Annotated in this window: 28 protein-coding genes, 3 tRNA genes and 1 pseudogene; 13 read left to right on the forward strand and 19 right to left on the reverse strand. The window is 44.1% G+C overall.

The window, feature by feature from the left end:
* The 6 genes from MHI25_RS23370 to MHI25_RS23395 form a co-directional block, all read right to left on the reverse strand.
* Entirely contained in the window at nucleotides 1–1,581 is a 1,581-nt protein-coding gene (locus tag MHI25_RS23370; protein WP_340394454.1) for an amidohydrolase family protein, read from the reverse strand.
* A 90-nt stretch (nucleotides 1,582–1,671) separates the two neighbouring features.
* Nucleotides 1,672–2,385, reverse strand: coding sequence for a GntR family transcriptional regulator (locus tag MHI25_RS23375; RefSeq protein ID WP_340394456.1), 714 nt, complete (start codon nucleotides 2,383–2,385; stop codon nucleotides 1,672–1,674).
* Between the two features lie 97 nt (nucleotides 2,386–2,482).
* Nucleotides 2,483–3,295, reverse strand: coding sequence for a fructoselysine 6-kinase (locus MHI25_RS23380; protein WP_340394457.1), 813 nt, complete (start codon nucleotides 3,293–3,295; stop codon nucleotides 2,483–2,485).
* 16 nt (nucleotides 3,296–3,311) lie between these two features.
* Nucleotides 3,312–4,280 carry an SIS domain-containing protein gene (locus MHI25_RS23385; RefSeq protein ID WP_340394458.1) on the reverse strand — a complete coding sequence of 323 codons (969 nt, stop codon included), beginning with the start codon at nucleotides 4,278–4,280 and terminating at the stop codon, nucleotides 3,312–3,314.
* Nucleotides 4,281–4,585: 305 nt separating this feature from the next.
* On the reverse strand, nucleotides 4,586–5,272 hold the full coding sequence (locus MHI25_RS23390; RefSeq protein WP_340395703.1) for a cyclase family protein: 687 nt from the start codon (nucleotides 5,270–5,272) through the stop codon (nucleotides 4,586–4,588).
* Between the two features lie 183 nt (nucleotides 5,273–5,455).
* Nucleotides 5,456–5,974, reverse strand: coding sequence for a TetR/AcrR family transcriptional regulator (locus MHI25_RS23395; protein ID WP_340394459.1), 519 nt, complete (start codon nucleotides 5,972–5,974; stop codon nucleotides 5,456–5,458).
* Between the two features lie 199 nt (nucleotides 5,975–6,173).
* On the opposite strand from MHI25_RS23395, the gene MHI25_RS23400 reads away from it, so the two are divergent.
* Nucleotides 6,174–7,199 carry a 2-dehydropantoate 2-reductase N-terminal domain-containing protein gene (locus MHI25_RS23400; RefSeq protein WP_340394461.1) on the forward strand — a complete coding sequence of 342 codons (1,026 nt, stop codon included), beginning with the start codon at nucleotides 6,174–6,176 and terminating at the stop codon, nucleotides 7,197–7,199.
* Nucleotides 7,200–7,397: 198 nt separating this feature from the next.
* Here the strand turns inward: MHI25_RS23400 and MHI25_RS23405 are convergent, their stop codons facing one another.
* The 4 genes from MHI25_RS23405 to MHI25_RS23420 all read right to left on the reverse strand — a co-directional run bounded on the left by MHI25_RS23405 (nucleotide 7,398) and on the right by MHI25_RS23420 (nucleotide 10,794).
* Nucleotides 7,398–8,990 (reverse strand): sensor domain-containing diguanylate cyclase, encoded by a 1,593-nt coding sequence (locus MHI25_RS23405; RefSeq protein ID WP_340394463.1) that lies wholly within the window; start codon nucleotides 8,988–8,990, stop codon nucleotides 7,398–7,400.
* A gap of 320 nt (nucleotides 8,991–9,310) precedes the next feature.
* Nucleotides 9,311–9,396 (reverse strand) — tRNA-Leu (locus tag MHI25_RS23410).
* A gap of 159 nt (nucleotides 9,397–9,555) precedes the next feature.
* Entirely contained in the window at nucleotides 9,556–10,032 is a 477-nt protein-coding gene (locus MHI25_RS23415; RefSeq protein ID WP_076136668.1) for a WGxxGxxG-CTERM domain-containing protein, read from the reverse strand.
* 75 nt (nucleotides 10,033–10,107) lie between these two features.
* Nucleotides 10,108–10,794 carry a M15 family metallopeptidase gene (locus MHI25_RS23420; protein ID WP_036683338.1) on the reverse strand — a complete coding sequence of 229 codons (687 nt, stop codon included), beginning with the start codon at nucleotides 10,792–10,794 and terminating at the stop codon, nucleotides 10,108–10,110.
* 117 nt (nucleotides 10,795–10,911) lie between these two features.
* Here MHI25_RS23420 and MHI25_RS23425 point away from each other — a divergent pair, with 117 nt between their 5' ends.
* The gene (locus tag MHI25_RS23425; protein ID WP_169744799.1) at nucleotides 10,912–11,076 is read left to right on the forward strand and encodes a hypothetical protein; all 165 of its coding nucleotides are present in this window, start codon (nucleotides 10,912–10,914) and stop codon (nucleotides 11,074–11,076) included.
* Here MHI25_RS23425 and MHI25_RS23430 read toward each other — a convergent pair.
* Nucleotides 11,073–11,408 carry a YolD-like family protein gene (locus tag MHI25_RS23430; RefSeq protein ID WP_076128863.1) on the reverse strand — a complete coding sequence of 112 codons (336 nt, stop codon included), beginning with the start codon at nucleotides 11,406–11,408 and terminating at the stop codon, nucleotides 11,073–11,075. The two genes, MHI25_RS23425 and MHI25_RS23430, sit on opposite strands and share 4 nt — an antisense overlap.
* Before the next feature lie 204 nt (nucleotides 11,409–11,612).
* Nucleotides 11,613–12,173, reverse strand: coding sequence for a hypothetical protein (locus tag MHI25_RS23435; RefSeq protein ID WP_340394465.1), 561 nt, complete (start codon nucleotides 12,171–12,173; stop codon nucleotides 11,613–11,615).
* Between the two features lie 117 nt (nucleotides 12,174–12,290).
* Here MHI25_RS23435 and MHI25_RS23440 point away from each other — a divergent pair, with 117 nt between their 5' ends.
* On the forward strand, nucleotides 12,291–12,779 hold the full coding sequence (locus tag MHI25_RS23440; RefSeq protein WP_076128858.1) for a PH domain-containing protein: 489 nt from the start codon (nucleotides 12,291–12,293) through the stop codon (nucleotides 12,777–12,779).
* Nucleotides 12,780–12,852: 73 nt separating this feature from the next.
* Here MHI25_RS23440 and MHI25_RS23445 read toward each other — a convergent pair whose 3' ends face one another.
* Together MHI25_RS23445 and MHI25_RS23450 are read right to left on the reverse strand one after the other, a co-directional pair.
* On the reverse strand, nucleotides 12,853–14,328 hold the full coding sequence (locus MHI25_RS23445; protein ID WP_076185235.1) for a glycosyl hydrolase: 1,476 nt from the start codon (nucleotides 14,326–14,328) through the stop codon (nucleotides 12,853–12,855).
* A 174-nt stretch (nucleotides 14,329–14,502) separates the two neighbouring features.
* On the reverse strand, nucleotides 14,503–14,919 hold the full coding sequence (locus MHI25_RS23450) for a cytidine deaminase (RefSeq protein WP_038572821.1): 417 nt from the start codon (nucleotides 14,917–14,919) through the stop codon (nucleotides 14,503–14,505).
* A 100-nt stretch (nucleotides 14,920–15,019) separates the two neighbouring features.
* Between MHI25_RS23450 and MHI25_RS23455 the strand changes: the two genes are divergently transcribed.
* Complete coding sequence (locus MHI25_RS23455) at nucleotides 15,020–15,457, forward strand: NucA/NucB deoxyribonuclease domain-containing protein (protein ID WP_076302541.1); 438 nt, start codon at nucleotides 15,020–15,022, stop codon at nucleotides 15,455–15,457.
* A gap of 81 nt (nucleotides 15,458–15,538) precedes the next feature.
* On the opposite strand, the gene MHI25_RS23460 is transcribed toward MHI25_RS23455, so the two are convergent.
* Entirely contained in the window at nucleotides 15,539–15,688 is a 150-nt protein-coding gene (locus MHI25_RS23460; protein WP_155288175.1) for a hypothetical protein, read from the reverse strand.
* 149 nt (nucleotides 15,689–15,837) lie between these two features.
* Here MHI25_RS23460 and MHI25_RS23465 point away from each other — a divergent pair, with 149 nt between their 5' ends.
* From MHI25_RS23465 to MHI25_RS23495, 7 genes and pseudogenes are all read left to right on the forward strand, one after another.
* Entirely contained in the window at nucleotides 15,838–16,014 is a 177-nt protein-coding gene (locus MHI25_RS23465; protein ID WP_340394468.1) for a YjfB family protein, read from the forward strand.
* A gap of 97 nt (nucleotides 16,015–16,111) precedes the next feature.
* Nucleotides 16,112–16,729, forward strand: a complete 618-nt coding sequence (locus MHI25_RS23470) for an ImmA/IrrE family metallo-endopeptidase (protein ID WP_256716659.1) — start codon at nucleotides 16,112–16,114, stop codon at nucleotides 16,727–16,729.
* 66 nt (nucleotides 16,730–16,795) lie between these two features.
* Entirely contained in the window at nucleotides 16,796–16,957 is a 162-nt protein-coding gene (locus MHI25_RS23475; RefSeq protein WP_155288176.1) for a hypothetical protein, read from the forward strand.
* 356 nt (nucleotides 16,958–17,313) lie between these two features.
* Entirely contained in the window at nucleotides 17,314–17,649 is a 336-nt protein-coding gene (locus tag MHI25_RS23480) for a DUF3139 domain-containing protein (protein ID WP_076192025.1), read from the forward strand.
* Nucleotides 17,650–17,745: 96 nt separating this feature from the next.
* A pseudogene (locus tag MHI25_RS23485) lies at nucleotides 17,746–17,883 on the forward strand (phosphomethylpyrimidine synthase ThiC); the annotation flags it as partial.
* A 330-nt stretch (nucleotides 17,884–18,213) separates the two neighbouring features.
* On the forward strand, nucleotides 18,214–18,708 hold the full coding sequence (locus tag MHI25_RS23490) for a sigma-70 family RNA polymerase sigma factor (protein ID WP_248549356.1): 495 nt from the start codon (nucleotides 18,214–18,216) through the stop codon (nucleotides 18,706–18,708).
* Nucleotides 18,705–19,694, forward strand: coding sequence for a hypothetical protein (locus MHI25_RS23495; protein ID WP_339281312.1), 990 nt, complete (start codon nucleotides 18,705–18,707; stop codon nucleotides 19,692–19,694). Before MHI25_RS23490 ends, MHI25_RS23495 begins: the two co-directional genes overlap by 4 nt.
* 725 nt (nucleotides 19,695–20,419) lie before the next feature.
* On the opposite strand, the gene MHI25_RS23500 is transcribed toward MHI25_RS23495, so the two are convergent.
* Nucleotides 20,420–20,923: a hypothetical protein gene (locus MHI25_RS23500; protein ID WP_076192030.1), complete on the reverse strand. Its 504-nt coding sequence runs from the start codon at nucleotides 20,921–20,923 to the stop codon at nucleotides 20,420–20,422.
* A 506-nt stretch (nucleotides 20,924–21,429) separates the two neighbouring features.
* On the opposite strand from MHI25_RS23500, the gene MHI25_RS23505 reads away from it, so the two are divergent.
* Together MHI25_RS23505 and MHI25_RS23510 are read left to right on the forward strand one after the other, a co-directional pair.
* The gene (locus MHI25_RS23505) at nucleotides 21,430–21,795 is read left to right on the forward strand and encodes a hypothetical protein (protein ID WP_042191062.1); all 366 of its coding nucleotides are present in this window, start codon (nucleotides 21,430–21,432) and stop codon (nucleotides 21,793–21,795) included.
* A gap of 114 nt (nucleotides 21,796–21,909) precedes the next feature.
* The gene (locus tag MHI25_RS23510; protein ID WP_256717195.1) at nucleotides 21,910–23,046 is read left to right on the forward strand and encodes a sialidase family protein; all 1,137 of its coding nucleotides are present in this window, start codon (nucleotides 21,910–21,912) and stop codon (nucleotides 23,044–23,046) included.
* 424 nt (nucleotides 23,047–23,470) lie between these two features.
* On the opposite strand, the gene MHI25_RS23515 is transcribed toward MHI25_RS23510, so the two are convergent.
* The 3 genes from MHI25_RS23515 to MHI25_RS23525 all read right to left on the reverse strand — a co-directional run bounded on the left by MHI25_RS23515 (nucleotide 23,471) and on the right by MHI25_RS23525 (nucleotide 23,912).
* Nucleotides 23,471–23,544, reverse strand: a tRNA-Ile gene (locus tag MHI25_RS23515).
* A gap of 44 nt (nucleotides 23,545–23,588) precedes the next feature.
* Nucleotides 23,589–23,665: transfer RNA gene (locus MHI25_RS23520), tRNA-Met, on the reverse strand.
* 82 nt (nucleotides 23,666–23,747) lie between these two features.
* Entirely contained in the window at nucleotides 23,748–23,912 is a 165-nt protein-coding gene (locus MHI25_RS23525; protein ID WP_167347621.1) for a hypothetical protein, read from the reverse strand.
* Between the last annotated feature and the right edge of the window lie 15 nt (nucleotides 23,913–23,927).

Consider the following 23,927-nt stretch of genomic DNA (forward strand, 5'->3'; position numbering starts at 1 on the left):
CTACCCCTCGTTCCTGGCAGCATCATAGGTGATTTGACCGGCAGTAATTGTCAAAATCACACGTGCATCTCTAATCTCGGTTGCAGCTGTATCCAGAAGATTACGGTCAAATACAGCGATATCAGCAGCTTTTCCAACTTCCAAGGTTCCTGTACTTTCCATACCGCAATGTCTGGCCCCGTTAATCGTCCAGGCCTTTAAGACTTCTGATGCCGGCATCCCCTGCTCGAAATTCCAGCCTCCCGGAGGGGATCCATCAGGGAACAGCCGAAAAGAAGCCGCATAGAGCGAATCAGGAACACTGGTGAGGAAAAGCGGCAAATCTGTACCTATCGTAATCGGAACATTGGCCTCAAGCATGGACTTGTAATTATAAAACCGGCTTTCATTTTCTTTTCCGGCCACAGCAGCCATATAAGCATCCTCATAAGAAGGATTTAAGAGCAAGATCTGGGCATATACCTCGGCAAAAATCCCGTTCTCCCCCATCCTCTGAATGTCATCGGGATGTGGATATTCCAAATCGCTGATTGAATGCCTAATCCGCTGTGCTCCCCGGTTACGATTGCAATCTTCGATCATGTCTACTGCCTTACGAATTGCTGCATCCCCCTCAGCTGTTAGACAACATTTAATTCCATGGCTATCTGCTGCCCGAAATGCCTCTTCTAACCCTTCGTAGTCAACTGACTGCAAGTTTGTAACACCTGGCATATCCGCATAAGGCTCCAGCATATCTCCCGTATGATCAGCTACCACACCATCCAACATCAGCTTATATCCCTGAAACCGAAGAAATTCTCCTTGATAACGCTCTTTGTACTGCAAACCCGTGGAAATATCAAGCGGCTGCAATACAGGTTCAAGCGCAAAATGGACCCGCAACGGCAGCTCTCCCGCTGCTTCCAGCTCATCAAGGACCGGCAGCAAACCGCTATGCCTGTCAAAGCCTATATCTTTTATCGAAGTGACACCCCGCTTAGCAAGCATTCGGGCAAAGTCCAAAAACTCTTGTCTGACTAATTCCTGATCCTGCATCATGTCATGAAGGAGACGGGCGCGTGATTCCGCGCTGCATTGGTTAGGGAGAAACTGATACTTATCCTGGGCAAGCTTGTTCATCCAACAATAGCTTTTCGTCAAATTAATGGCGATTACAGCCCTTTCAGTAAAAGCTTCGTCTAATAAGCTTTGCCCCGGAAGCTCGCCCCAACACTCTTCACTCCACCCGTAAGCGTATACATTTTGCTTTAAGGGTGTTTTTTCTGCCTCTTGTTTTAGCAACTCTAAAGCCTCTTGGATTGTAGCGACATTCGTCAGATCCACTCCACGGTGCATGGACATGTAACCGGTAAAAAAGACATGGTTATCATGTACACCAGGCATAATGAACGCATCCTTCAGATGATGAACAAATGTTGCCGGCCCTATCCATTCTTCTGCTTCTGCCGGGTGACCAACCGCGACGATGCGCTCCCCTTGCAGGGCAATAAATGCTGGTGAAACGCCATCTTCTATTCCTGTAAATACTGCATTAGACAATAGTACCCGATCTGCAAAACCATGTTTAACTGCTTCCATGATTTCAACGCCTTTCTGCCGATTAATAATACGACTTATAACGTTATATCAAAGCTTCTGCTTCCCGCTTACCGCAAGAAGCAGAATGAATTATAAAGTAAATTGATAACGGTCACCGATAATGTACTGCTTGCCTACATGAACCGGCTGACTGTCCTGATCATAAATAATAGTGTTCATATAGAATAAAGGGTCACCAATGGGAATCTCCAGTAACTTCGCTTGCTGTTCATCAGCCAAGGTGATTTGCAATATTGATTCGCCTGGCTGATTGGGATCAATATGATAGCGGCTCCGCAGCAGCTCATATACCGATCCTTCAAGCTGTTCATCCATTAAGAAAGAAAACCGGTCATACGGATAATAGTTATTTTCCAGCATTAGGGGTCTCTCCCCGGCATATCTTTTACGTTGAATATATAACACCGGTTCCCCCTGCTGTATTTGCAGCCGCTCCGCGGTTTCCTGATCGGCTTTAAGCTTAATTCTCTCTGTAACGACGCTGTGCGATGAAACTCCATTGGCTTTGCAGGCCGCCGTAAAACTGATGATATGCTCAATTTTGCGGCCGATCTTTTGTGCATTGACAAAAGTGCCCTTGCCCTGGCGTTTCGTCAGATATCCCTCATTCACCAATTCCTCTATAGCTTTTCTAACAGTAATTCGGCTAACATTATAGGTTTCACTAAGCTCAATTTCAGTAGGAATTTTATCTCCTGAATTAAAGGTACCGTTCGCAATGGCGGATTGGACCGCTTTTTTCAATTGAATATATAATGGCTCTGCCTGCTCTGAATTTAACATGATTTACCCTCACTTGTTATATAACGTTATATTACTCTATTGTTAGAGTAACAAACGATCCTCTTTTTCACAAGCAAAGATAAGTACGCATCCGTTGTTAATAAGAAGCCCCGAATCCAAAGGAACCTTCCACCATACAGCTCTTGGCCGCTAATCTGGAGCCTTCCCGCATAGCAGCTTGAATATCACCATCCTTAATCATACTCATTAAAAAGGCAGTAATATAAGAGTCGCCTGCTCCCATCGTATCAACAGCCTCAATAAGCTCCGGGGTCTGATAATAAAAGCTTGTTCCATCATAGGCAATGGATCTGTCTCCCCCGCGTGTTGCCACCAATACTTGGCCTTCTCTTCTGCGTTTAGTCTCAATAAAATTCTGCGTCTCTTCATCCGTCATATGGCTGCAGGAAAAGAAAGCAAAATCCGCATTGCCAATATACCGTTCTACCTGCACATCCTCGAAGTCATCGGAGAAATCAAAAGAGAGGGGAATCCCCAGTTCATTCAGCTCCGCCAGCAAATGTCCGGTGTGACTATAAAGCCCTGTATGGATGATATCAAACCCGCGGATATATTCTCTGTCAGCTTCACTCAACGCTATTGGATTCAGTCTGGTAACCCCGCCTTCGTTGCTGCCCAGAAATACCCGTTCCCCATTCTCTAAGGTTACCCGTGCACATCCGTTCTCTCCGCTATGATGTCTGCAATGTGAGATATCGATTTCCAGCTGCTGCAGCATATTTTCCACAAGACGTGCCTCGTCATCATCGCCGAAAACACCGAGGAAAGCCGCGTCAGCTCCTTCACCTTTGGCGAAAACACTAAAGTTGAGCGCATTGCCGCCGGGATACATCGTACGCTGATGAACATACTTGTCTACCACATTATCGCCAATACCTAGCACTTTCATGGTTTTATCCTCCCGATTAGTAGGCTACTATCCCCATATAACGGCGGGTTTCTAGCGGATGATTTCTCACCTCGGCAAGAGCCTCGCGATAGACACAAATGATACTGTAGAATAATACCGGATTAAAGAATTCCACAACTTCATCAGCAATTGTACCAATTCCCAGCTCTTTAGCATCAATCACTTCGACTTTCTCTGCATACTGATTCAGGAAAGTCCGTGCCCGTTCATCCAGCTCACGGGTGCGCCCTTCATTAATCATTAGGATGAATGGGGTTTCTTTATCCGTCACTTCAAAAGGACCATGGAAGAATTCACCGGAATGAATCGCCGCAGCATGCAGCCATTGCATTTCCATCAAAGAACAGATTGCAAATCCATAAGCATGTCCGTACGAAGCTCCACTCGTCAAGATATAATAAAGCTCCTCATTACGGTATTTGTCGGCAAACACTCGGGCACGTGGAGCGACCTGCTTTTTACCCTGGTTAATAATGCCGTCGATGGCTTCCAATCCTTTTTGAAAAGCTTCAATATGCGCATACCCTTCAGCCACATCTAACAATTGAGTAGCGAGATCCAGAATGATAGCCATCGGGTTATTTTTGACATTGCTGTCATCTCCCCATGCATACAAGAAAGAATAATCAGAGTAATTCAGCAGCGCAGCTTCCTTGTTATGGGTTAGGCCAATGGTGTGCGCTCCATGCTGTTTGGCTACTTGCGCCGCAGCTACCGATTCCGGTGTATTTCCGCCATGGGAACAAACGATTACTACCGATTGTGTGCCCAGACGTTTAGGCAATGCATGAACAAACTCATTCGCCGTATAGAGCCCCGTTACCAGTTTCTTCGCTTCACTATCCAGAAAATATTTCGCGGGATACATATCAACCAGTGAACCCCCACAAGCTACAAAATATACCTCTGAAATCTCCTCTGCCACTTTTTCACGGATACTTTGAACAACCTGATTTGTAGTCATTTGATTCTCTCCTTTGATATAACGTTATATAACGTATTGTTTACGAGATAAATATAACCGCTTTCAAAAATGCTGTCAACTATTAATTTATTCAGAATTCAACTCCAAAATATCTTCGGCAGCGACGATCTGTAATGCTCTGATTTTTAAAATAAAAAAATCGCATGACCTCAATATTTCATGAGAGTCATGCGATCTTCTGGTCAAGGATGATAAGACGGGGATAGAACCCCTACGGTACAGGAACAGTCCGAGATGATGTTGCAGATATAATCACAGGCGAAACAATTATTACTGAATAGCCTTTAATCTTCTATTTCAACGATTACATTAATGATAGAAGCATCATGGTCTTTAATACGAAGTGGTGCTGCGAAGGCAGAAATGAGTTTTTTGCCAACTAATGGAGCTGGGTTAATATCTTCATAAATGAGCATTGTCGGCTCTTTATATTTCTCATGATCTAAAAAGGCATGATGGACAAAATAGCCGTTTCTTTTTGCTTCTGCCAAATTTTCAATGCTCAAGGTATCTATAGCTACTGCTTTGCAGCTTGGGAGCTTCGTCCGGATGTATTCGGCAGCTACCGAAGAGACAGCAGGAAAATTATTGGCGTATTTTTCGAAATCCGTATCTCTGTGTTTCCAATAGCTCGTGTTGAAGATTAGAATATCCGCTTCATTAAGTTCTTCATATTCCTCAAGCATGTCGATTGTGATAAAGCCGTTTGGGCCAAGCGGGCAGTCAATTAATAGTGGGTTTCTGTAGATGAAGTCTTCTATAGGAACAGCATCTATCCCCTTACCGTTATTCAAATGATGCCATGGTGCATCGACATGGGTACCAGCATGAAGATAAATGCTTAACACACTTCCGTTCCATTCATCTCCTTTAATCAAGCGCTCTCTAGGATCTAATTTCACTTCTGGTAATCCTGGAAAAATAGGCATTCCTTCATAAATTGGGTAACCAATTTCGACGAATTTTGAAATAGTAACACACTCCTATAGATCACATAATTCCCCTCTACGTATACTCATTTTTTGTACAGGATTTATGCTGGTCCGATAATGTAACGATAATATTACATCTTAAAGTTGTTGATAAATAGTACATTATTGCAGTAATTATTATATAGCTTCCTAAAATGCCACTCTTAGTGTGTATTTTTCAAACTATTTGTTCTGATGACCCAAAGAATAAATTATATTGGCAATGGTTTGCGGACTTTCTCCACCATTGGACTCGAGCCACTGATTAATGACTCCAATAGATCCATAAACCTTGTAAGTGAAAGAATAGTCCCTTAGAAAGGGTTCGTTCCAATTTTGTTCAAGTAAGACTCGTGTTAAAAATTCACTTTTTCCACTCTCTGAAATTAGAAGCTGATACATGGTTTTCTTATCTTGAATGATGTTTAACAGTTTGACCATGGATTCTTCAGATGTGCAAGGACTGCCTCCTTCTTGTAATGCTTCCACCAATTCTTTATTAAATTCATTCTGCATCACTTCAAATAATTCAAAAGGATCTTTGTAGTGCAAATAAAAGGTGCCACGGTTGATATCAACGTAGTTACATATTTCAGTGACCGTTATTTGAGGTAACTTTTTAGTTTCTAATAAAACCAGGAAGCTCTCTTTAATGAGATTAATCGTATATTTAGTTCTTCTGTTATTCTTGGTTCCAACCATATGCTCCTCCTGTTCTATCCTTTCAACATAATAGATGTAATCTGTTTACTTCATAACATTTACAAAGGTATTGATTATTGTGATTGTTCAGACGTATAGATTATACTGACAACACGACATTAAATCAACACATGTCCACTTAATGAGGAATTAATAAGCCAAAATCTATTTTTATATAATACAAGGAGATGAACTAACAATGACAATCACTTCAGATAAAACAAACATTCTTATAGTAGGTGCAGGCGCAGTAGGTTTCTCTGTAGGTTACCATCTACACTTATCAGGCACCGATGTTACCTTTCTTGTACGAAAAGGACGAAAAGCAGACTTCGCTCCTCCTCAGAAACTATATTGCTATGACGATGCTACATTGAAAGATTTTAGCAACTTTAATGTCATAGAAGATATAGAAGAAATAAAACCTCAGCAGTATCAATTTATTATTATTACATTGGACGGAAATGTGAGCCGTTCACCAGAAGGCGTAGCTACGTTATCCAAATTGGGAGATGTCGTTCGTAATTCTAAAACTACGGTGATTATGAGTGCTTTTGGAAGCGGTATTCGTGAACATTACATTCAGTATATGAGAATTCCGGAAGACCAGCTGTTAAGAGGAATACTGGGTACGTTAAGTCATCAATCCAAGGCTGATTTGCCTGTGCATGCACCAACAGACCCCAAACTCATTAACCAAGCCATTGTCTGTTACAAACATCCGGCGAACAAGGTCGGTTTCCAGGTCGAGAACAATAATAAATCAGCTGCCAAACAATTTATCGCACTGTACAATGACTCTGGGGTCTCACGCTGTGGTCAAGTAAGTCCGGCGATGTTCAATATTTACTCAAGTATAGGTTTTCCTGTATACGCTGCTTGTGATATCGTAGGTTGGCCTAAATTCTCAGCCGTTATTGCAAATAAAGATCTTTGGCAGCTCGCTTGCCGTGCTCAGGGTGAAATAGCATCCCTGCCCAAGCATGGTCTAATCGGTAAGATTATGAGTTTTGTGATGGGGCCACGCATGACAGCAAAAATACATCTCAAAATGGAACAAGATATGCTGCCGCTAGATTATCAAGCATTCAATCGTTTCCATCATGGGGGTAAAGTGAAGGCTCAGGATGTAGAATCTATACGGAATTCGATTGTAGAGGGAGAACTTCAAGGCCGGCAGATGAAGGCTTTAAAGGAATTATTGCAACGTGTTGAACATAATTAACATCCGCACAAAAAACAGTATTTCATCAAAGATGAAATACTGTTTCCGCTCCGAACATTCATAATAGCGAATAACATTTTCCTTGTTCAGCTTGGATGGTTACACTTTCGTCCTTTGCTGCCCGCTGACTTCGTGCCACCCGTGCTGATATGCAGCATTCGGTCAGCCCACATATGGCAGGTCTGCGTAGCCATTGTTTCAAACATCAGCGACCATCGTCTGGTTTCTTCCCCTGCTCTTGGCCAAGTATAACGCCTGATCCGCCTTCTCCAGCAGCCCCTCCCGCTCCAATGTATGAAAAGGATAATGGGCGATTCCTAGAGAGATTGTAACCTGTGTCTCGATTGGCCCCCTGCTTTGTTCCATTGCCCGCCGGACTCTTTCAGCTATGATGAAAGCTTCCTCAGGTCTTGTGTGGGCTAGCAAGATGATGAACTCTTCACCGCCGTAGCGGTAGCAAACATCGTCTGGACGAACCGAGGTAACTATAACTTTGGCTACATGTTTCAGCACTTCGTCGCCGATGAGATGACCGTAAGTGTCGTTCACGAGTTTGAATTTGTCTACATCCAGTACAATGAGCGAAAACGGTTGTCCTGAGTCAATCCACTGACTCATCGTATACTCTAACGATCTCCGGTTCATTAAACCGGTCAGAGCATCCGTCGTAGCCTCTTGGGTCAGTTGATCCGTCTGCTTCTGAATATCCGTCATGGCAAGCAACACAGCCTTGGTCAGCAGATCTGCCTCTCGGCTCCATTGCGGCTTCGCTTCTGGCAATTCAATCTTTTCCTTGCCCATCCTGCTCACCAGATTTGCCAGGTACACAAAAGGCCGGGCCAGCTTGCGTGCTACGAGAATGACGCCCATCAGGAGGATAATGAACGGAAACAACGAATAGCAGAGAATGGTCCGAAGGTGCCCCATCAGTTGATGATGGATGACACTAATCGGCGAAACGACCACAATTCCCCATCCGTTGGCTGGAACGCTGGAGTATCCGGCAAGCATTTCAACGTCACGGGTGTTACGCACTTGCTGTTCCCCACTCTCCCCATTCATGAGTTTCTGCACAACCTTGTTATTGCTGACATCCTCCCCAATGAGCTGCTTATCCGGGTGGTACAACAGATGCCCACTTGAATCCACAATATAATAATAGGAGCCAGAATCGTCCACGTTATTGTCGCCAAAAATCATAGACAAAATATTGTTCTCCTGCAGATAAAATGTGCCGCTCAAAATACCGCGATATGTACCATTCTTGCTAAAAATCGGCTGACTCATAAAAACGATTAGTCTCTTTGTGGTTTGGGTCATGTAGGGGGAGGATATGTAAGGTTTTTTTAACGCCAGAGCTTCCAAACCGACCTTAGAAGTAATATGGTTTCCTGCTGACCCCAAACTAGTCGGTACTACATTGCGGATCAGCCCGTCGGCATCGAGCACGGCGATAGAATTGAAGTAATTGCTACTATTACGCATCAGTTCCAAATTATCATCCACTTGCTTCGGCGTTGAGGTTTCGTCATCGGAGAGTGTGTCAGCACTGTATTCCAAACTGCTGCGCATGGACTGAAATAAGGAATCCATTGTTTTGGTCATTCGGTCAGCGTTGTAGTAATTCAGATGGAGTGTAGTCTCCATCAATGATTGTTTTTTAGACTCGTAAGAGCCAATCAGAAGGATGCTTGAGGTTAGTAGAACCACCAGCGTAACCAAGCCCGTAAGCAGCGATGTAAGACTGAGCTTTTTACTTTGACGCGGGTCGGCTCTTCTCAGTGTAAGCAAACTTTAACCCTCCTTGGTTCTTGAAAACTAGATTAATTAATAATACAACAAATTAAGATGTTATTCGACAGTAATCAAAAGGCTCGGATCTCTCATACCACTCTGCTTACCGTTTGATATACGGCGGTTCATGAAATCTTCCATATTAAAAAAACTCCTCTCCAGAGCTTGTGATTAGACAAGCACTGAAAAGGAGTGTTATCGTCAGGGTTCTGTGTGTTACAAAACAATTCCTAGACACACAGAACCTTTAGCTTTTAACGGAAGTTTTACTCAAGAAAAACAAAAAAAACCTTGATTTCTCAAGGTTTTCACTGTGATGCCGAGGACGGGGGTCGAACCCGTACGGTACTCACGTACCGCAGGATTTTAAGTCCTGTGCGTCTGCCTGTTCCGCCACCCCGGCATATTATGTGTTGAAGCTTCATACGTTGTTCACATATAACGCGACAAGAAATATAATATCATGAATATCGATAACGCGCAATCCTTTTTCGAAAAAAAATTATTCACAATAAAAATAACCCGTTCAGCCAGAACCGATACGGGTTATTATAAACGCGGATTATCTACGCTCGTCACTTCTGCTTCTCATTCCGGCAAGACCCAAAAGTCCAAGCAGACCGAGCCAGCCCCAGTTAGATCCTTTGTTAGTTGCAGCATTCGTTGTTGTACTAGTTGCACGGTATTTGCCGGTCTGTGTGGTGTTGGTTGCCGGGTTGACAGTGCTGTTGGTTCTGTAGTTATTTCGGGTGTCATTGTAGTTATTGGTGTTGTAGTTGTTAGGTCTGTAATTATCATCGATGCGGATCTTATCTTTCATAATGCTCTCATGCTGATTCAGCGTTCCCGTGGTGCCGTTCATTAGATTGCCTTCCGTGTTCATCATCCGAGTGTGTTCCGCAGTCCCATCCATCCCGGTATTCGCGGCTGGGATACCGCCCAATGCTGCTGATCCCACGGCATTTGATGCATAGCTAGCTCCCATTAGACTCATTGATAATACAGTACCGCATGCAAGGCTTGTTATCAGCTTGTTCACAGTGTTATGCCTCCCTTTAAGGTTAGTTATCACTGATAATTTCCCCTTGGACGGCACTGTCTATGCATGGTGGTTTTACTCTTTTACTACATTAACTGTCTTAGTCACAGCATCATAAGTAACCTTTGCTCCAAGCGCCTCAGCCAGCGCACGTATGGGTACATAGGTTATTCCTGTATCAAGAACCCCATCGGTAAGCTTGCGGCCGTTTAGGTTAATGGTCACTGTAACGTCTTTGTTCACCTGATCATCCCCTCCGGTAATCTTTTTTAAAGCCTCTTTGGCTTGGTCCGTCGTTGGACGTTTACCTGCCCGAAGTTGATCTATAGTTAATCCGAAAGTCATTTGCAGATGTGAATAATCTTTAAAAGAGGTCCAGTCCCCGCCCCATTCTAAACCAAGCCGCTTAGCCTCCTGTACAACCTCTTGCCAATCTGCTGTCTTATCCTTATCACCATCACGATTGATATCCCAAGAAAGGCTAGTGCCATTCGGCAGCAAAAGCGCAAAATCAAACGCAAGACCATAATTATGATAGCTGGTACCGCCTTTAGCGTTGGTAACTATCGGTCCTGGTTTGCTTCTACCCTGCGCATACAAAGCATTTTGCTCAGCAATGGTCCGTAGACCCTGAGTAATAACGATAGGGACTCCTCTCGCATGGCTTTGCTGAATCAAAACATTCGCACCTGCCGCCAAGACAGGATGAAGCCCGACCAGACGCGCCGCGGATTTTTCCCTCAATTGCTCCAAAGTCAGCATAGAATCACCCCTTTGGTATATTCAATGATGCCGCTGCCCTATTTGCCTGTACCCCTGTCCCCTTTAGGATGATTTCCACAAAAAAGGACAAAATATTTAACGAAAGGTGGGAGACATATGGATATTCATAGCGATAGCTATAAAGTTGCAGCCCTTAGTGAACAGGAAGAAGCACTGGAAATTATTCGGAATGCTGAAGCTTCCATTGCACATCTGACCGGTAATCCTACCGTTACCTTAATCGCTTATGAGAAAAGCGAAGGCAACGGTTCTCAGCATTAAACGATGTAGACCTCGACAATATCATCCACATCGATCCACTTCCATTCCTCCGCCCACTGCAGCTTAAACTCACGCGAGTGGGTGTGAATGGAAGTCACAAAACCACTTAACATTGTATTTTCAAAAGGGTCAAAAAGAACAACTGTCACTCGTACATGACTCCGCAACGACAAAGCCAGTGTACATTCAATCTCCTCCAGCTTCTGCTCATCCAGAATAGGCTTGATGCGGCGCAGCGTTTCCCGTTCATCTCTTATAATTCGTATCTTATGCTCCGGCAGCATCATGCGGCTGCTTTCCCACAGCCCGTTTTTCTCCAGCTTTTTGCCCATGGTAACCCCTCCTTAATTATATATCTATTCCTCTGAACACGAACGTATGTTTGTATTATATCCGCATCTTCGCATATTAATCAATAATCAGGAAAAAGATACCTTTTTAAGGGTCACTCTTTATTCAAAAGATGTATATCTATTCAAGATAAAATTCGCAGCAAAAAGACGCTGACAGATAAACTGCGCAGCGCCTGATTTGATTTATTCTTGAACAACGTCCCCAGACTCTGAGGTAGCCTGACCTTCGGAATCTATAAGTCCTGTTGCTTCTCTTGCCTCGTTAAGCTTGGAAATACCGAATAACATCGCTATATCAGCCTTTTGATTCAATTCATTAAATTGCTCAGCCGTAACATTTGCGGAATCTGCGCCCTGAGAAGCCTCTTTTTTTAAAGAATAAGCACTTTCAAAGGAAACTTTAGACTCTTCAAGCAACTTACGAATGTCTTCAGGCAAGCTGGAGGAAATTTTTACTTTCTCGGCTTGATTCGATAAATCAGTTGCGGTACTCTGGAATTGCTTAATTTTCTTCTCCAACTGCTTGTCCGTGAGTTCTCCTGCTGAATAACCAGCAATGGCTTCGTTGAACTCCGCTAAAGAAGTTTTTCCTGACTCTTCAAGTTTAGACATTTCATTGTAGAAGTTTTGCACGGTCTCCTGCACTTCTTCCTCCGTGGCAGGTGCCGATGAAGTTGAATTATTGCTGCAGGCGCTAAGGATGACAGTCATCATCAGCATTCCTATTAGTAAAGCTTTTTTCATTATTTATCCCTCCACTTAACAGGATAATGTCGGTTTGTGTAAAGCGCAAATGAAATATATGTAAAATGACTGTTATGTTATAATTATTTTAATTGTGATCAGGAAAGGAGAGTATTTATGCCTTATTGCACCACCTGTGGAGCGGAATACAAGCAGGGCGCTAAATTTTGTGGAGAATGTGGAACCAGCCTTGACGGTACCGCTCCAGTAACCGCTCATCGACCCGCAGTAGATAATCATGTCATTCAAGAAGTCGTGCTCTGGAAAGGCAAACCTGCCGGCATCTCGGATCGACTCAAAGGAATCGTAGGACTTAACACAACTTCATATACCATTACAAGTCAGCGTATTATGGTAAAGACCGGACTTATCGGTAAAAATGTTGAAGAAATCGAATTGCTGCGCGTACGCGATTTATCCGTAAAACAGTCTATAATGGACCGGATGCTTGGCATTGGATCATTAACTGTATTTTCTGATGATGCCTCAGCGCCTCAGCTTCTTTTTCGAAAAATCCATGATGCCCAAACCGTCAAAGATGTTCTGCGCAAAGCCGTTCGTGACGAGAAGATCGCCAACAACATTAGCTACCGCGAGCAAATTTAAGACGTTCATACGTAAAAAGGCCCCGGAAAACCGGGGCTTTTTGCTTGCGCTTGCACACTTGAAGTACTCTTTTTTAAGGAAGATAAAATGCCCCCGCTGGGATAACCCCCTTGGTCTGGCTAGGACTCTCCCACTGCAAAACAACCCGGGCGTCGCCCGCATTCTCATAATACTCCACCTTTATTTCATACGGCTTTCCTGCAATCAGGTTTATGCTCCCTTTTCGTTCCTGGCCGCTCTGATTCACCCAACTATCAATGACTAGCCCGCCATCAATCCATACCCGTATCCCATCATCAGAGTAGGAATAAATGGTATACACCTCGCTAAAAGCAGCCGTCAGCTTCCCACTCCACCGCACAGAGAATGCATCTACACGAATGGCAGGATCAGGCGAACCTTGTCTCCATGAAAAGTTAATATTGGCATCCGTACGCAACAGTGCAGGCGTGCCGCTGAGCGTCATGTTATTGTAATATTGCCCACATAGTCCACTCTCCAGCACACTATCCCCGATAGCAGCGAAAGCGGCGGCCTCAGCAGCATACTCCTCTCGTGTGAATACCATTTTGTCGTTCATAAAAGCTTTTATCACAGCGTCGGTATTCTTCTCATAGAGGAGTTTCCCCCAGGTCAGCTGATAAGACCATTTGGGCTGTGTTTTGGACAACAGTTCAGCAGACGGAAGCTCTCCATTCTCACCAATCGCAATCAGCTTGCCACGACCCAGATCCCATAAATTATCATAATGACTAATCTTGAAATCCGCGTCATAAATGTCGAGCGCCAGCACATCTACCTTATCACTGCCCGGATAGTATTCTGCCGGCTCATCACACCACTGATTTTTTGCATTTGGACTCCAAACCCACAATAAATTATGCAGCTTATGATAATTGGTAAAACGATCGAACATAAGGCTCCACAATGCAGCGTAATTGCTCTTTTGCCCCCACCAAAACCATCCACCATTCATTTCATGATACGGCCGCCAAAGTACAGGAACCCCTGCGTCATTAAGCTTTTTCAGCGACAAGGCTATCTTATCCAGATCAGCTAACAGAGCATTATACTGGGTGGTACCTGGGGTTATATATTTATCAAAATCAGCATTGCTTAGGCTCGTATTTACATTCCCCCAAGTTGGCGCTGTCCCCGGTAATGCAGCGTGATAACACATCGTTACGATCCCGCCGGCCCTAGACCAGCGTATCGCACTGCTGACGACCCAATTCCGTTGATTGTCAATTAGAGCCTGTGACTGATTATTGATTGCGCCCAGCTCGTAGCCATGCAGCGCAGCATATTGCCCGCTGGTATTTTTAAGCTTCTCCATGAGCTCGTCTGCACTTTCCAAATAATCATGTTGGCCGCTTATCACACCCTTTCCCTGCAAGTAATAGAGGGTATTCAGCAATAGCTGAGCCGAGGACGACAGCCCCGAATCCGCCGGAGCCATTTGTAATCTGCGAAAAGCCATCTGCCACTGCACATCGCCCACGAACCTTGATGCTGAATCAACCATCTGACGAATAATCCGCTGCTCCATCTATTCTCACCATCCTTTTAAATCTTTTTAAGTTATAGTATGGGGACAATAATGACATGAACTCAGCGAATGGACATGAAGTTGTAAAATAAGTTGGGACGATATAAGGAACTGCTGAATAAATTCACGGCTCAACAAAAAAAGGAGCTCCGCGGCTCCTCATTACTTTTTTTCTTATCTCGTGTACCTTAAAGGCAATAGTTCAGTGATTTCATATTTAGCTAATCGGTCATCCTCCGATACAATTATCTTGCAATCTATTCCATAATCCGCAATTAACTCTCGGCACATGCCGCAGGGAGAGACTACTTTAATCTCTTTTTCCTCGCTGTCTGGGTCAGAATGCCTTACCGCAACAATCGTATCAAATTCCTTATAACCTTCGGATATCGCTTTGCCAATCACCATCGCCTCTGCACAGACTGTAATCCTCCCCATGCTGGCTTCCACATGTACCGCTGTAAAAATCTCTCCTGTTTTAGTACGAAGCGCTGCACCCACATGGTGCCGTCCCCATTCATAACGCCTGGTAATTATATCTTCGGCAGCCGTAATAAGCGTCTGATCCTCAATGGTAATTATGTACTCCATATCCAGTTCCGTCCTCCTTTATTTTACCTAATTATATTAAATCGCACTGAATTATGATATAAGATATACTATTTTAAGTGCCAAAAAAGGAGGAGCAGAATTGAAAGTAAAAAAATGGATCTCCAGTCTCATCATTGTTGCATTACTTGCTTTGGCTAGTTACTGGTTTGAACAAAACGGAGAGCCTACAGACCCCTCGTCTCCATCCGATTCGAGTGTTGTTCAGCTAACCTTCCCATCAGACCGCTATCCTGAGACCGCCAAACATATTCAGGATGCCATTGCGAAAGGTGAATCCGCCACATGTACGATTAACCGAGAGCAGGCTGAAGAGAACCGTAAAGAGTCCTTAAAAGGGATCCCCACTAAAAAGGGGTATGACCGGGATGAATGGCCAATGGCTATGTGTAAGGAAGGCGGCATTGGTGCCGACATTGAATACATAACGCCAAGCGATAACCGCGGGGCAGGAAGCTGGGTTGGCAATCAGCTGGAGGATTATGCAGACGGAACGCGGGTAGAATTTATGTTTAAATAACGGTCTGTCTGACCAGCCCCAGGCAACAGAATAGCCCCACCTGGCATTCGCCAGATGGGGCTACACTGCACATCAGCTAACTTAGAATAAGCAAGCTTTAGTGATGATAACCAGCAAGATGAAAAGTACCAGAATTGCTCCTGTTGAAGTCCAAGGACTACACACCGGACCTACTGATGCTGGACTTACTACCGGACCTACGTTACAACCACAACCATGTTCCATTCCCATTTTCAATTCCTCCTAATGATTAATGACTACAGCACAAGATATGTAAAAAGGAGATAAGCCGTTTGGGCGAATTGGCAAACAAATGCCAATCACCTAATGAATTGAAGGTGGACAGTCGATAAACAGGATATACACAAAGGAGGTGCAATATGGATATAGCTGCATTATCAATGGCAATGAGCCAAGCATCCTTAGCTCAAAATGTTGGGATACAGATCATGAATATTGCCAAGAATCAGGCTGAAACCCAGAGCCAAACCATGGTGGAAATGCTGGGCAAAAGCGTTGCTCCTAATTTGGGAAAAACACTTGATATTAGTGTGTAATTGCTTTATGCTAAGGATACATGAGAACGAATGTTCCTGTGTATCCTTAGCATTTTTTTACTCTACATAGCCCTTCGGGCTTTTCTTTTGCGCATTTATGCGAACATACGATCCCATTAGTGATTTATTAGTGATTTTAAACGAGGTGAATAAGTTGGAGAACATGAAATCATATTATCAAATGACTGTGCTTGAGAAATGGACGGAGGATTTATACAAGCGATTAAATCTTCATCAGCCCTCACAAATTTCAATATCGTATATTGCAGAGCGGCTTAATATCTGGGTTCATTATTTGGATGTGAGAAGCAAGAGCATTGAAGCGTCTGCAGGGATGTACAGCCTGTTTATCGACAACCGCCTTCCAGCCAATCTTCAACGGCTAGAGTTTCTTCATGAACTGTGTCACCTCCTTCGCCATGGCAGTGATAATCAGACCTTGATGCCAGAGCATTTCACGCGGGCACAGGAGGATGAATCCGAGCGTTTTATCTTGTATGCGGCGATGCCTTACTCCATGATCTCCCGCATGACATTGCCTGAGCAACGGGAGGATGCCATCTCCTATCTCGCAGCAGAATTTCAAGTTCCTGCCGAGCTGGCCTTACAGCGGATTGATCAGATCCAACGACGTGTGTTCCAAGGGCAATTATTGGCCGTGATGGGAAGAAACGAAGAACGACTGACACATATTCGCAACGGATCACGGAGATAATAAGCTTAGTTGCAATAGTTCTCTGCATATTCATTTATGGTGGAATTTCTCGTGAGGGGGAACGACATGGAAGCCATTAAAGTAATCGAATTATTACTGACTCATCCGGATTATAATGTAGATGCAGTACACCCCGAAATCCCGGATTTCGTGGGCATTGAGACGATTGAGGTGGATCACGAAACGGGGACCTTCTCCATTTTATTGCAAGAACCCAAAGAGGACTAAAAGAGAATCATTATTCTTCATAAGTTAAAAGGCAGCAAATCTAGTATGTCCCGGCAATTCTTCGTTCGCTTACGCCTGGATTACTATTGTTATTTGCTGCCTTTTTGTATAATCTGTTATGCAGATACAAACTGTATCACCAATAAGAACTAGAATAATGAATACACCGACAAAACCCCATATTAAAAACCATAAGATTTCCACCCCCGGCAGCCTTGGACTTACCTTGTTCTCCAACATCTTAATTCGCTGCTCCAGTATTTTCTCTTCCTCCTGCGTCATATATCTATGAATGACATACCAGTCTCAGTATATTATCTTATACTATATACAAATTATTTATATGGAGGGAATTAATGAAGAAAAAAACAAAACTAATCTTCATCGTTCTAATCCTTTTAATCTATGGAATAACATCCTTAGCCTTCCACTACTTCCAAAATCATATGAACAGAGAAGTCATTCATTATCTAGTAGAGACGAGAAATTATAAGAAAGAAGATTTTGATAAAGTATACACCCAGATTGCCAAAGCTCCCCTCGTAAGTACCACGGTGATTTTTGCAGACGAACCCTACGCAAGATACTTTTATCGAAAAGAAAATGGAAGGATCTTTCAATACAGCAGGGCTCCTGTTAAAGGTAATGATCCTAGCTATACATATAAACATATCGAGGAGAATCTCCCGTGAAGGAGTTGCCCTATAAAAAAGACGCGTTTGTCCAGCAGTCAGCACTTGGCTGCTTGGGCAACCGTGTTTTTTTGATCTTCCCTGCTCTAAATAGGTAAACATCGTTTGCGTAGACAGGTGATGGTAGAGGGTTCAGGACATGTGCCGATGCACTTGATTAAAGAGAGTATGGATAAGCAACTTGAAACTTGTAACGAAGCCCCTTTTTATACATTAGATCCACTGACTACAGATAACATTGGCGTGGTTCTTAGCAGCTATCGGACACAGTTGATCTTATGCGCGGTATAACCCTCCATTTCAAAGTGTGGCGGACCCCATAGCCTTTATTGGCATGAAAAACACCATATAAGACCTCCTTTTTAAGGAATAGCGTCACTGGAGTCCGCGAACCTGCTCAAAAGCCTATAAATATGCAAATAACGACTTCTGAGTCCGTAAGCCTGTGGAGATAATTTATGAATAGGCGTTCTTTACGCTCAAACACAAAGGAATTTTCTCAGGAACAAAATGTGACCTAATGCCGTCCTAAATGGTGTTATAGGTAAAGGGGGGCACAGTATCATGCAGCGATCCATGACCCGGCCGGGAAATCATGTGATGAAGAGTTACGAAATCTACGCAGATATGCTGTTCCGGATCGCTTTGGTCCATCTAGGCAGCCGGCAAGATGCCGAAGAAGCCACTCAGGATACCTTCATCAAGCTAATAGAAAAAGCGCCGGAGTTCAAAGATGCCGAACATCAGAAGGCATGGCTGATCCGGGTAATCACCAACCATTGTAAAACACTACTGGGCAGAGGCTGGCGCAAGCGCGAGGTTAAGCTGGAGAGCGCTGAGCCAATTGCGGTAGACAACCCCGAGGACTGGGCTCTGCTGCAGTTAGTTATGGCGATGCCCATGAAGTATAAAACCGTAATCCATCTTTATTATTACGAGGACTATCCCATCCAGGAGATCAGCAAGATTCTGCAGATTAGTCAGTCTGCCGTGAAGATGAGACTTCAGCGGGGACGGCAACTGTTAAAACTGGAGCTGGAAGGAGCGGAACCACAGTGAAGGAAGATCAGTTTCGAACAACATATAAGAAAGCGGTGGATTCGATGAAACCAGGTGAAGAGATGAAAAAAGAATTGTTCAATAAAATAGAGCAGCGGCAGGAGCGGAAGCGTCCGCGCAAGACGGTTTATATTGCGGCAAGTGTCGTGCTCGCCGCAGGAATCGGTCTGGCTGGGCCTAGTATATGGCAGCAGTTGAACAGTCAGAGCTCCCCAGGGCAGGTTGCCCAGGTAACTCCGGGAGCAAGCAATGCTGGCAATTCAGGCACAGCTACATCCGGCAGCATTGTCATTCCCAAGCTGAAACTGCCAGATAAGGAGTCTGGCGTGAAGGCAGATATGATCGCCTTGGTCGTGTATAAAAATAATATTTATACACAGTCAGCGACTCGCATTGACGCTGCCGATGCTGCTGCTCTGCGCGGTGATAAGTTGGGACGCACTACAGGCGGCATCAACGAATGGAGCGGTAGCGACGAATATATTGAGTTAGCCTCGAACATCGGCGAAACGGATCTCTATTCCGTGAAGGGCTATGACTCCAGCTTTCTGATTATGTCCTATTCGGAAATCAACGGCGAGGTATTCGCCGAACTGTATGAGCACACCAACGGCATCACCATAAACAGCGGCGCCGACCTGTTCGGCAAGCTGAATCTTGAAGGCCGAGTTACTTCTGCACAATGGGAAAGCTTCAACAGCTGGAACAACGGCCTCCAGCAGCAGGCGCCACTTGCCAATGGCGAGGCGCTTGATGGCTTCCTGACAGCCCTCCAAGCTGCTAAACCGCTGGCAGCAGAGCCGCTGATCGAGCAAGGCATCTACGACAGCGAAGACCGTAAGATCATCTATTTGCAGCTGGAAGACAACGCCCGAGTAGAGCTGACGCTGTTCGGTCAAGGACTTGTACGCTACGGTCAAGCACCGGCATTCTTCGAGGTCGAATCCGGGGCATTCCAGCAGCTGTGGGACAGCATGAAACTTTAAGGATGTTGGTGGAAACCCAGGGACGGCGGTTGGGACGGCGGTCAGGACTGCGATCGGGACTGCGACTGGGACTGCGATCGGGACTGCGATCGGGACTGCGACTAGGACTGCGATCGGAAGTAATTGAGTACCTCGTTTCGGTCGCCCTGCTCTCCATTGGACAATTTAGCTGGCTGCTAACAAAAACGGCACTGCTTCAAAACCATTTCATGGTTTGGAGCAGTGCCGTTTTGTGCTTTACTGTATGGTTTATGAACTCGCATACTAGATATGCTGGTTGTAGAGGTGAGACTACTGTTATTACTTTAAAGGACGATTCTCGCTGTAAATTCTGCAACTAAATCTGTGAGGAGCACGGCACTAACGAGCTAACGAACTAACCTCCTCCACCTCGAGCTATCGGACCCAGATGTCGCTATTTGCTGATTTTCAGCCTTAAGAGCATGGTTTCGGACTCCATGGACGCTAATGCCCAGAAAGAGGCTCAAATGCGGTACTTTTTATGCCATTAGCGACTATGGAGTCCGTTAGAATTGCAAATGTGGAAAAAAACCGCTTTAAGGGTCAGCTGTGTCCGATAGGAGCAGCCTCGTTCACGTAATTGTTATCGAATCAAATTTCAAAGGAACACAGGGGTCCCTCTCGGTACTTCCGATTGCTACAAAAAAGGAACGCCCACCATGGACGCTCCTTTTTTTCTTATTCGTCTACAAAATTCTAGCTAGTTACGCATTTACACTTTCCGATTTTCGATCCTGTCTTGCGTGTAATGTTTTCATTGCAAATCTTGCTATCGGCTGCGCAACCAACAGTTCAATCCAAAATGCTATTCCAAAGTTTCTCGGCCAGATGTGAAGAAAGTTTTTAAGTGGATCCAGGCTTATTTGTTTTGTCCCAACCCATGTGCCGATAATTGATAGTAAAATAGATAACACTGTGACATTTAATAAAGTATTCAACAGAATCCTTGCATTAAATCCATCGGTTTGTCCCATGAATTTCGGCATCACTTTCCCGACAATCGGACCTGCAACTAATCTTACGGATAAAACTACGATCATCCACATAAACGGAATAACCTTTAGTGTATCTATATACACTTCCTTACTGAAGCCGCGTTCCAACCCCACAATAATAGGGGCAATAGTGTTAACTGAAATGATTGAAATAATGAGTAAAAATAATATACCTTCTTTTCCGTTTCTGGGCAGTCTTGTGTCTCCATGCATGTTTGTCATCTCCGTGAATAATATTTCAGATGGCAGACGTATCATGAGACATATATTTTTGGCCCAATAAAAAAGACCAATATCTCTACACACTGATATTATAATTATAACATTTATTTAAAATGAATGTCAGACCTTCTATTCAAAATTCTTAAAATTCTCCTGCGGATAGCGAATAGTTACTCCACGTTCAGCGGCTTTTTCATTCCAAACGTAAGACACCAAATCCCGAAATCCCATCCAAGAGTTACGCCCCGGTAAATCGCCATTGCTTCGGTCGTGCGACTCTAACCTGTTTTCTACACCCTCATAGTAGCACGTAAAAATCGTCTATTGCTGTTCAACTTATAATCAAGTTACCTTCAGATCATGCTGAAATTTTATATGTATTTCCCCACCTAATAAGACCCCTCAGTATCATTTCCGCGATTTTTCTGATTCCCTTGTCCAAACACAATGAATCTCAATTCATATATATATAGCAAACTAATAAAGAGGTGAAGCTCATGGCAACAACAACAGGCATTATTACGAACACAGGGACTACCCCAGCATCCAACGTGGTCATTAATATCGATAATGACAACCTTAGTTTTTCATCTAACGTAGTCTATCACGTTTACGTATGGAATACCTTGGTTAGTAAAGGTTTAGTCTACTCCAACTCATTAAATGTTAATGCTAACACCAGCCAGTTTCTCAGTTTTAATATCGCAGGCAATTCAGCTTATGAAGTCCAATTTCTCGTAACTGGAAACGCACCGGCAGACACGATTATCACGGTGTTCGGAACGGATTCGTCAGGAAACGTCATCCCCCATCAAAGAGTGCTGCAATCCGAACTTACTTTCATAGCTCAGCTGAACCCGTAAGTACCAAAAACTCTATGACGAAAGGAGCTTTGCATGGTTAATATTCAACTTTCACCGAGCGCAAGCGTTCAGTTTGAGCCCACCATCGCGGTAAATTGGCTTAATCCTTCAGTTATGGTTGCCGTAGCTGTAGATCTTCGATTAGGCCCTCCTAATATAGGTTTATACAAATCTATTGACGCAGGTGCCACTTGGACAACAACGTTATTGCCGTTACCGACAGGATTTGCAGGCATCGAAGCACCACATATTGATTATATTTTCCCGACCACTTTCGTAGTATTAGCCCACGCCTTCGATTCAGACGGTCTCAGCGGGTCGATCGTCTCCTATACATCTGCCGACAATGCCTCTTCATTCGGACCGCCAGTCATCGTGAATCAAGGGTTTGGGCAGTTTGTAAATGATGATCAGGTGGTCGTTGTCACCGACAAAGCTGGATCAAGTCCTTTTTTTGGAAATGTATATACTGGTTATACGCATGATTACAACACACAATTCATACCGGGAAATACGATATTCTTCAATCGTTCCCTAGATAACGGTAGTACCTATTCCAGTCCCTCCCTGCTGTCTTCGGTCGAAGAATTCGAAGAATTCCCCGGTATAGCAATTACATTAAATGGGATTGTTATCGTGGGATGGATCAATCAGCCTCCCGGTAATACTGATCTTAAAATTCGCACATCCTCAGACGGTGGGGTCACTTTTACTCCTGAAACCATGGTCGCCAGCGTTGTAGTCCCACCAGATCCATTGCCGGGATATACATTTAGATGTCTGACATACCCTTCCCTCGCAGCAGATATTTCTAATGCACCGACGACGCGAGGGAATGTCTATGCTGTATGGCAAGATTTTCGAGAAGGTTATTCTGATATTTTTCTTGCTATCTCCACTAATTTTGGTGTGGATTGGGGGGCACCAATATCCATTACAGGTAGTCCTGTGGGCTCCCAAAACTTTTTCCCAGCCATCACCGTATCCCCTGCGGATGGTGCAATATTCGTTACCTATTACACTAATCGAGTCAACCCCCTCAACCTTGATGTTTATCTAGCAACATCTAGAGATGGCGGTATGACGTATACAAACACCCGGATAACAACAACTTCCTTTGACGTCACCGGCATCCCCCTAATTGGGGACTACATCGGTAATGCCATCGTCCCTCAAACAGGCCGTCTAGTGAGCGTATGGACAGACACGCGGACCGGTACAGAGAACATCTGGTTTGGTGATAATCAATAAGCTATTAATCAACTTCTGATGATAAAGTTAGTATATCTACTTGCAATAAAGGATGCCGAGCGAATATGCGGCATCCTCTATTGCTTCTTATCAAAATTCAGCATTAACCTTTTCAAAGAAATCATCAATTTCAGCGTATTGGACATGCTTTTAATTCAATCAAAATCTACGGCGTATGGTGCTTGCTACTTAATAGTCTATATGTCATGACTGTCCCCTTTCCTCTACAAGAGTAGGGCAGTTCCACAGAATACATACTCTTTACCGTTTTCCAGATGATCTATGATAAAACCAGTGGATCTAACAACGCCGTGACCAAAATGTGATCATTTTCTATTTTGTCGCTTTTCCAACTCTTCCACTTCTACTTACAAGGAGCCTATAGACAGCAAAAAACCCTTACAAGGTAAGGGTTTTTGATAAGTGGGCCCTGAGGGACTCGAACCCCCGACCAATCGGTTATGAGCCGACCGCTCTAACCAACTGAGCTAAGGGCCCGGATCTAAAAATATCCGAATGTACAATTGCTGTTGTAATAAAATTGGTTGCGGGGGCAGGATTTGAACCTGCGACCTTCGGGTTATGAGCCCGACGAGCTACCGGGCTGCTCCACCCCGCGTCAGAAATAATATTCAAACAGCGACAATAAATAATATACAGTACAAAATGGGTCTACGTCAAGGATGAATTTGTAAAAGTTCTCAAGGCAAAAATCTAACCCCATATCTTCCTTTGCGGGATCGATAAATCTCCACAAAACTTGGGTCATGATAGCCATAAATCCAGCCATCTTGCTCCAGTCTTTTTGCCAAACAGCCTGCTTGAAATCTCGTTCTGAACAGTTTCGCGAAGTATATCCAATTCATGATGCCCTCTTCTCC

It is taken from the genome of Paenibacillus sp. FSL E2-0177, from assembly GCF_037992975.1.
GTDB classification, from domain to species: domain Bacteria; phylum Bacillota; class Bacilli; order Paenibacillales; family Paenibacillaceae; genus Paenibacillus_AQ; species Paenibacillus_AQ odorifer.

Excerpts from the sequence above, each read along its gene's own strand:
- MHI25_RS23400 (WP_340394461.1), top strand. The coding sequence starts at position 6,174 with ATGACAATCACTTCAGATAAAACAAACATTCTTATAGTAGGTGCAGGC.
- MHI25_RS23420 (WP_036683338.1), bottom strand. The coding sequence starts at position 10,794 with ATGCTGACTTTGGAGCAATTGAGGGAAAAATCCGCGGCGCGTCTGGTC.
- MHI25_RS23460 (WP_155288175.1), bottom strand. The coding sequence starts at position 15,688 with ATGGGAATGGAACATGGTTGTGGTTGTAACGTAGGTCCGGTAGTAAGT.
- MHI25_RS23525 (WP_167347621.1), bottom strand. The coding sequence starts at position 23,912 with ATGAATTGGATATACTTCGCGAAACTGTTCAGAACGAGATTTCAAGCA.
- MHI25_RS23370 (WP_340394454.1), bottom strand. The coding sequence starts at position 1,581 with ATGGAAGCAGTTAAACATGGTTTTGCAGATCGGGTACTATTGTCTAAT.
- MHI25_RS23430 (WP_076128863.1), bottom strand. The coding sequence starts at position 11,408 with ATGGGCAAAAAGCTGGAGAAAAACGGGCTGTGGGAAAGCAGCCGCATG.
- MHI25_RS23395 (WP_340394459.1), bottom strand. The coding sequence starts at position 5,974 with ATGGTTGGAACCAAGAATAACAGAAGAACTAAATATACGATTAATCTC.
- MHI25_RS23375 (WP_340394456.1), bottom strand. The coding sequence starts at position 2,385 with ATGTTAAATTCAGAGCAGGCAGAGCCATTATATATTCAATTGAAAAAA.
- MHI25_RS23510 (WP_256717195.1), top strand. The coding sequence starts at position 21,910 with ATGGTTGCCGTAGCTGTAGATCTTCGATTAGGCCCTCCTAATATAGGT.
- MHI25_RS23500 (WP_076192030.1), bottom strand. The coding sequence starts at position 20,923 with ATGCATGGAGACACAAGACTGCCCAGAAACGGAAAAGAAGGTATATTA.
- MHI25_RS23475 (WP_155288176.1), top strand. The coding sequence starts at position 16,796 with ATGGAAGCCATTAAAGTAATCGAATTATTACTGACTCATCCGGATTAT.
- MHI25_RS23470 (WP_256716659.1), top strand. The coding sequence starts at position 16,112 with ATGCGAACATACGATCCCATTAGTGATTTATTAGTGATTTTAAACGAG.
- MHI25_RS23505 (WP_042191062.1), top strand. The coding sequence starts at position 21,430 with ATGGCAACAACAACAGGCATTATTACGAACACAGGGACTACCCCAGCA.
- MHI25_RS23385 (WP_340394458.1), bottom strand. The coding sequence starts at position 4,280 with ATGACTACAAATCAGGTTGTTCAAAGTATCCGTGAAAAAGTGGCAGAG.
- MHI25_RS23435 (WP_340394465.1), bottom strand. The coding sequence starts at position 12,173 with ATGAAAAAAGCTTTACTAATAGGAATGCTGATGATGACTGTCATCCTT.
- MHI25_RS23445 (WP_076185235.1), bottom strand. The coding sequence starts at position 14,328 with ATGGAGCAGCGGATTATTCGTCAGATGGTTGATTCAGCATCAAGGTTC.
- MHI25_RS23465 (WP_340394468.1), top strand. The coding sequence starts at position 15,838 with ATGGATATAGCTGCATTATCAATGGCAATGAGCCAAGCATCCTTAGCT.
- MHI25_RS23440 (WP_076128858.1), top strand. The coding sequence starts at position 12,291 with ATGCCTTATTGCACCACCTGTGGAGCGGAATACAAGCAGGGCGCTAAA.
- MHI25_RS23490 (WP_248549356.1), top strand. The coding sequence starts at position 18,214 with ATGCAGCGATCCATGACCCGGCCGGGAAATCATGTGATGAAGAGTTAC.
- MHI25_RS23425 (WP_169744799.1), top strand. The coding sequence starts at position 10,912 with ATGGATATTCATAGCGATAGCTATAAAGTTGCAGCCCTTAGTGAACAG.
- MHI25_RS23450 (WP_038572821.1), bottom strand. The coding sequence starts at position 14,919 with ATGGAGTACATAATTACCATTGAGGATCAGACGCTTATTACGGCTGCC.
- MHI25_RS23380 (WP_340394457.1), bottom strand. The coding sequence starts at position 3,295 with ATGAAAGTGCTAGGTATTGGCGATAATGTGGTAGACAAGTATGTTCAT.
- MHI25_RS23480 (WP_076192025.1), top strand. The coding sequence starts at position 17,314 with ATGAAGAAAAAAACAAAACTAATCTTCATCGTTCTAATCCTTTTAATC.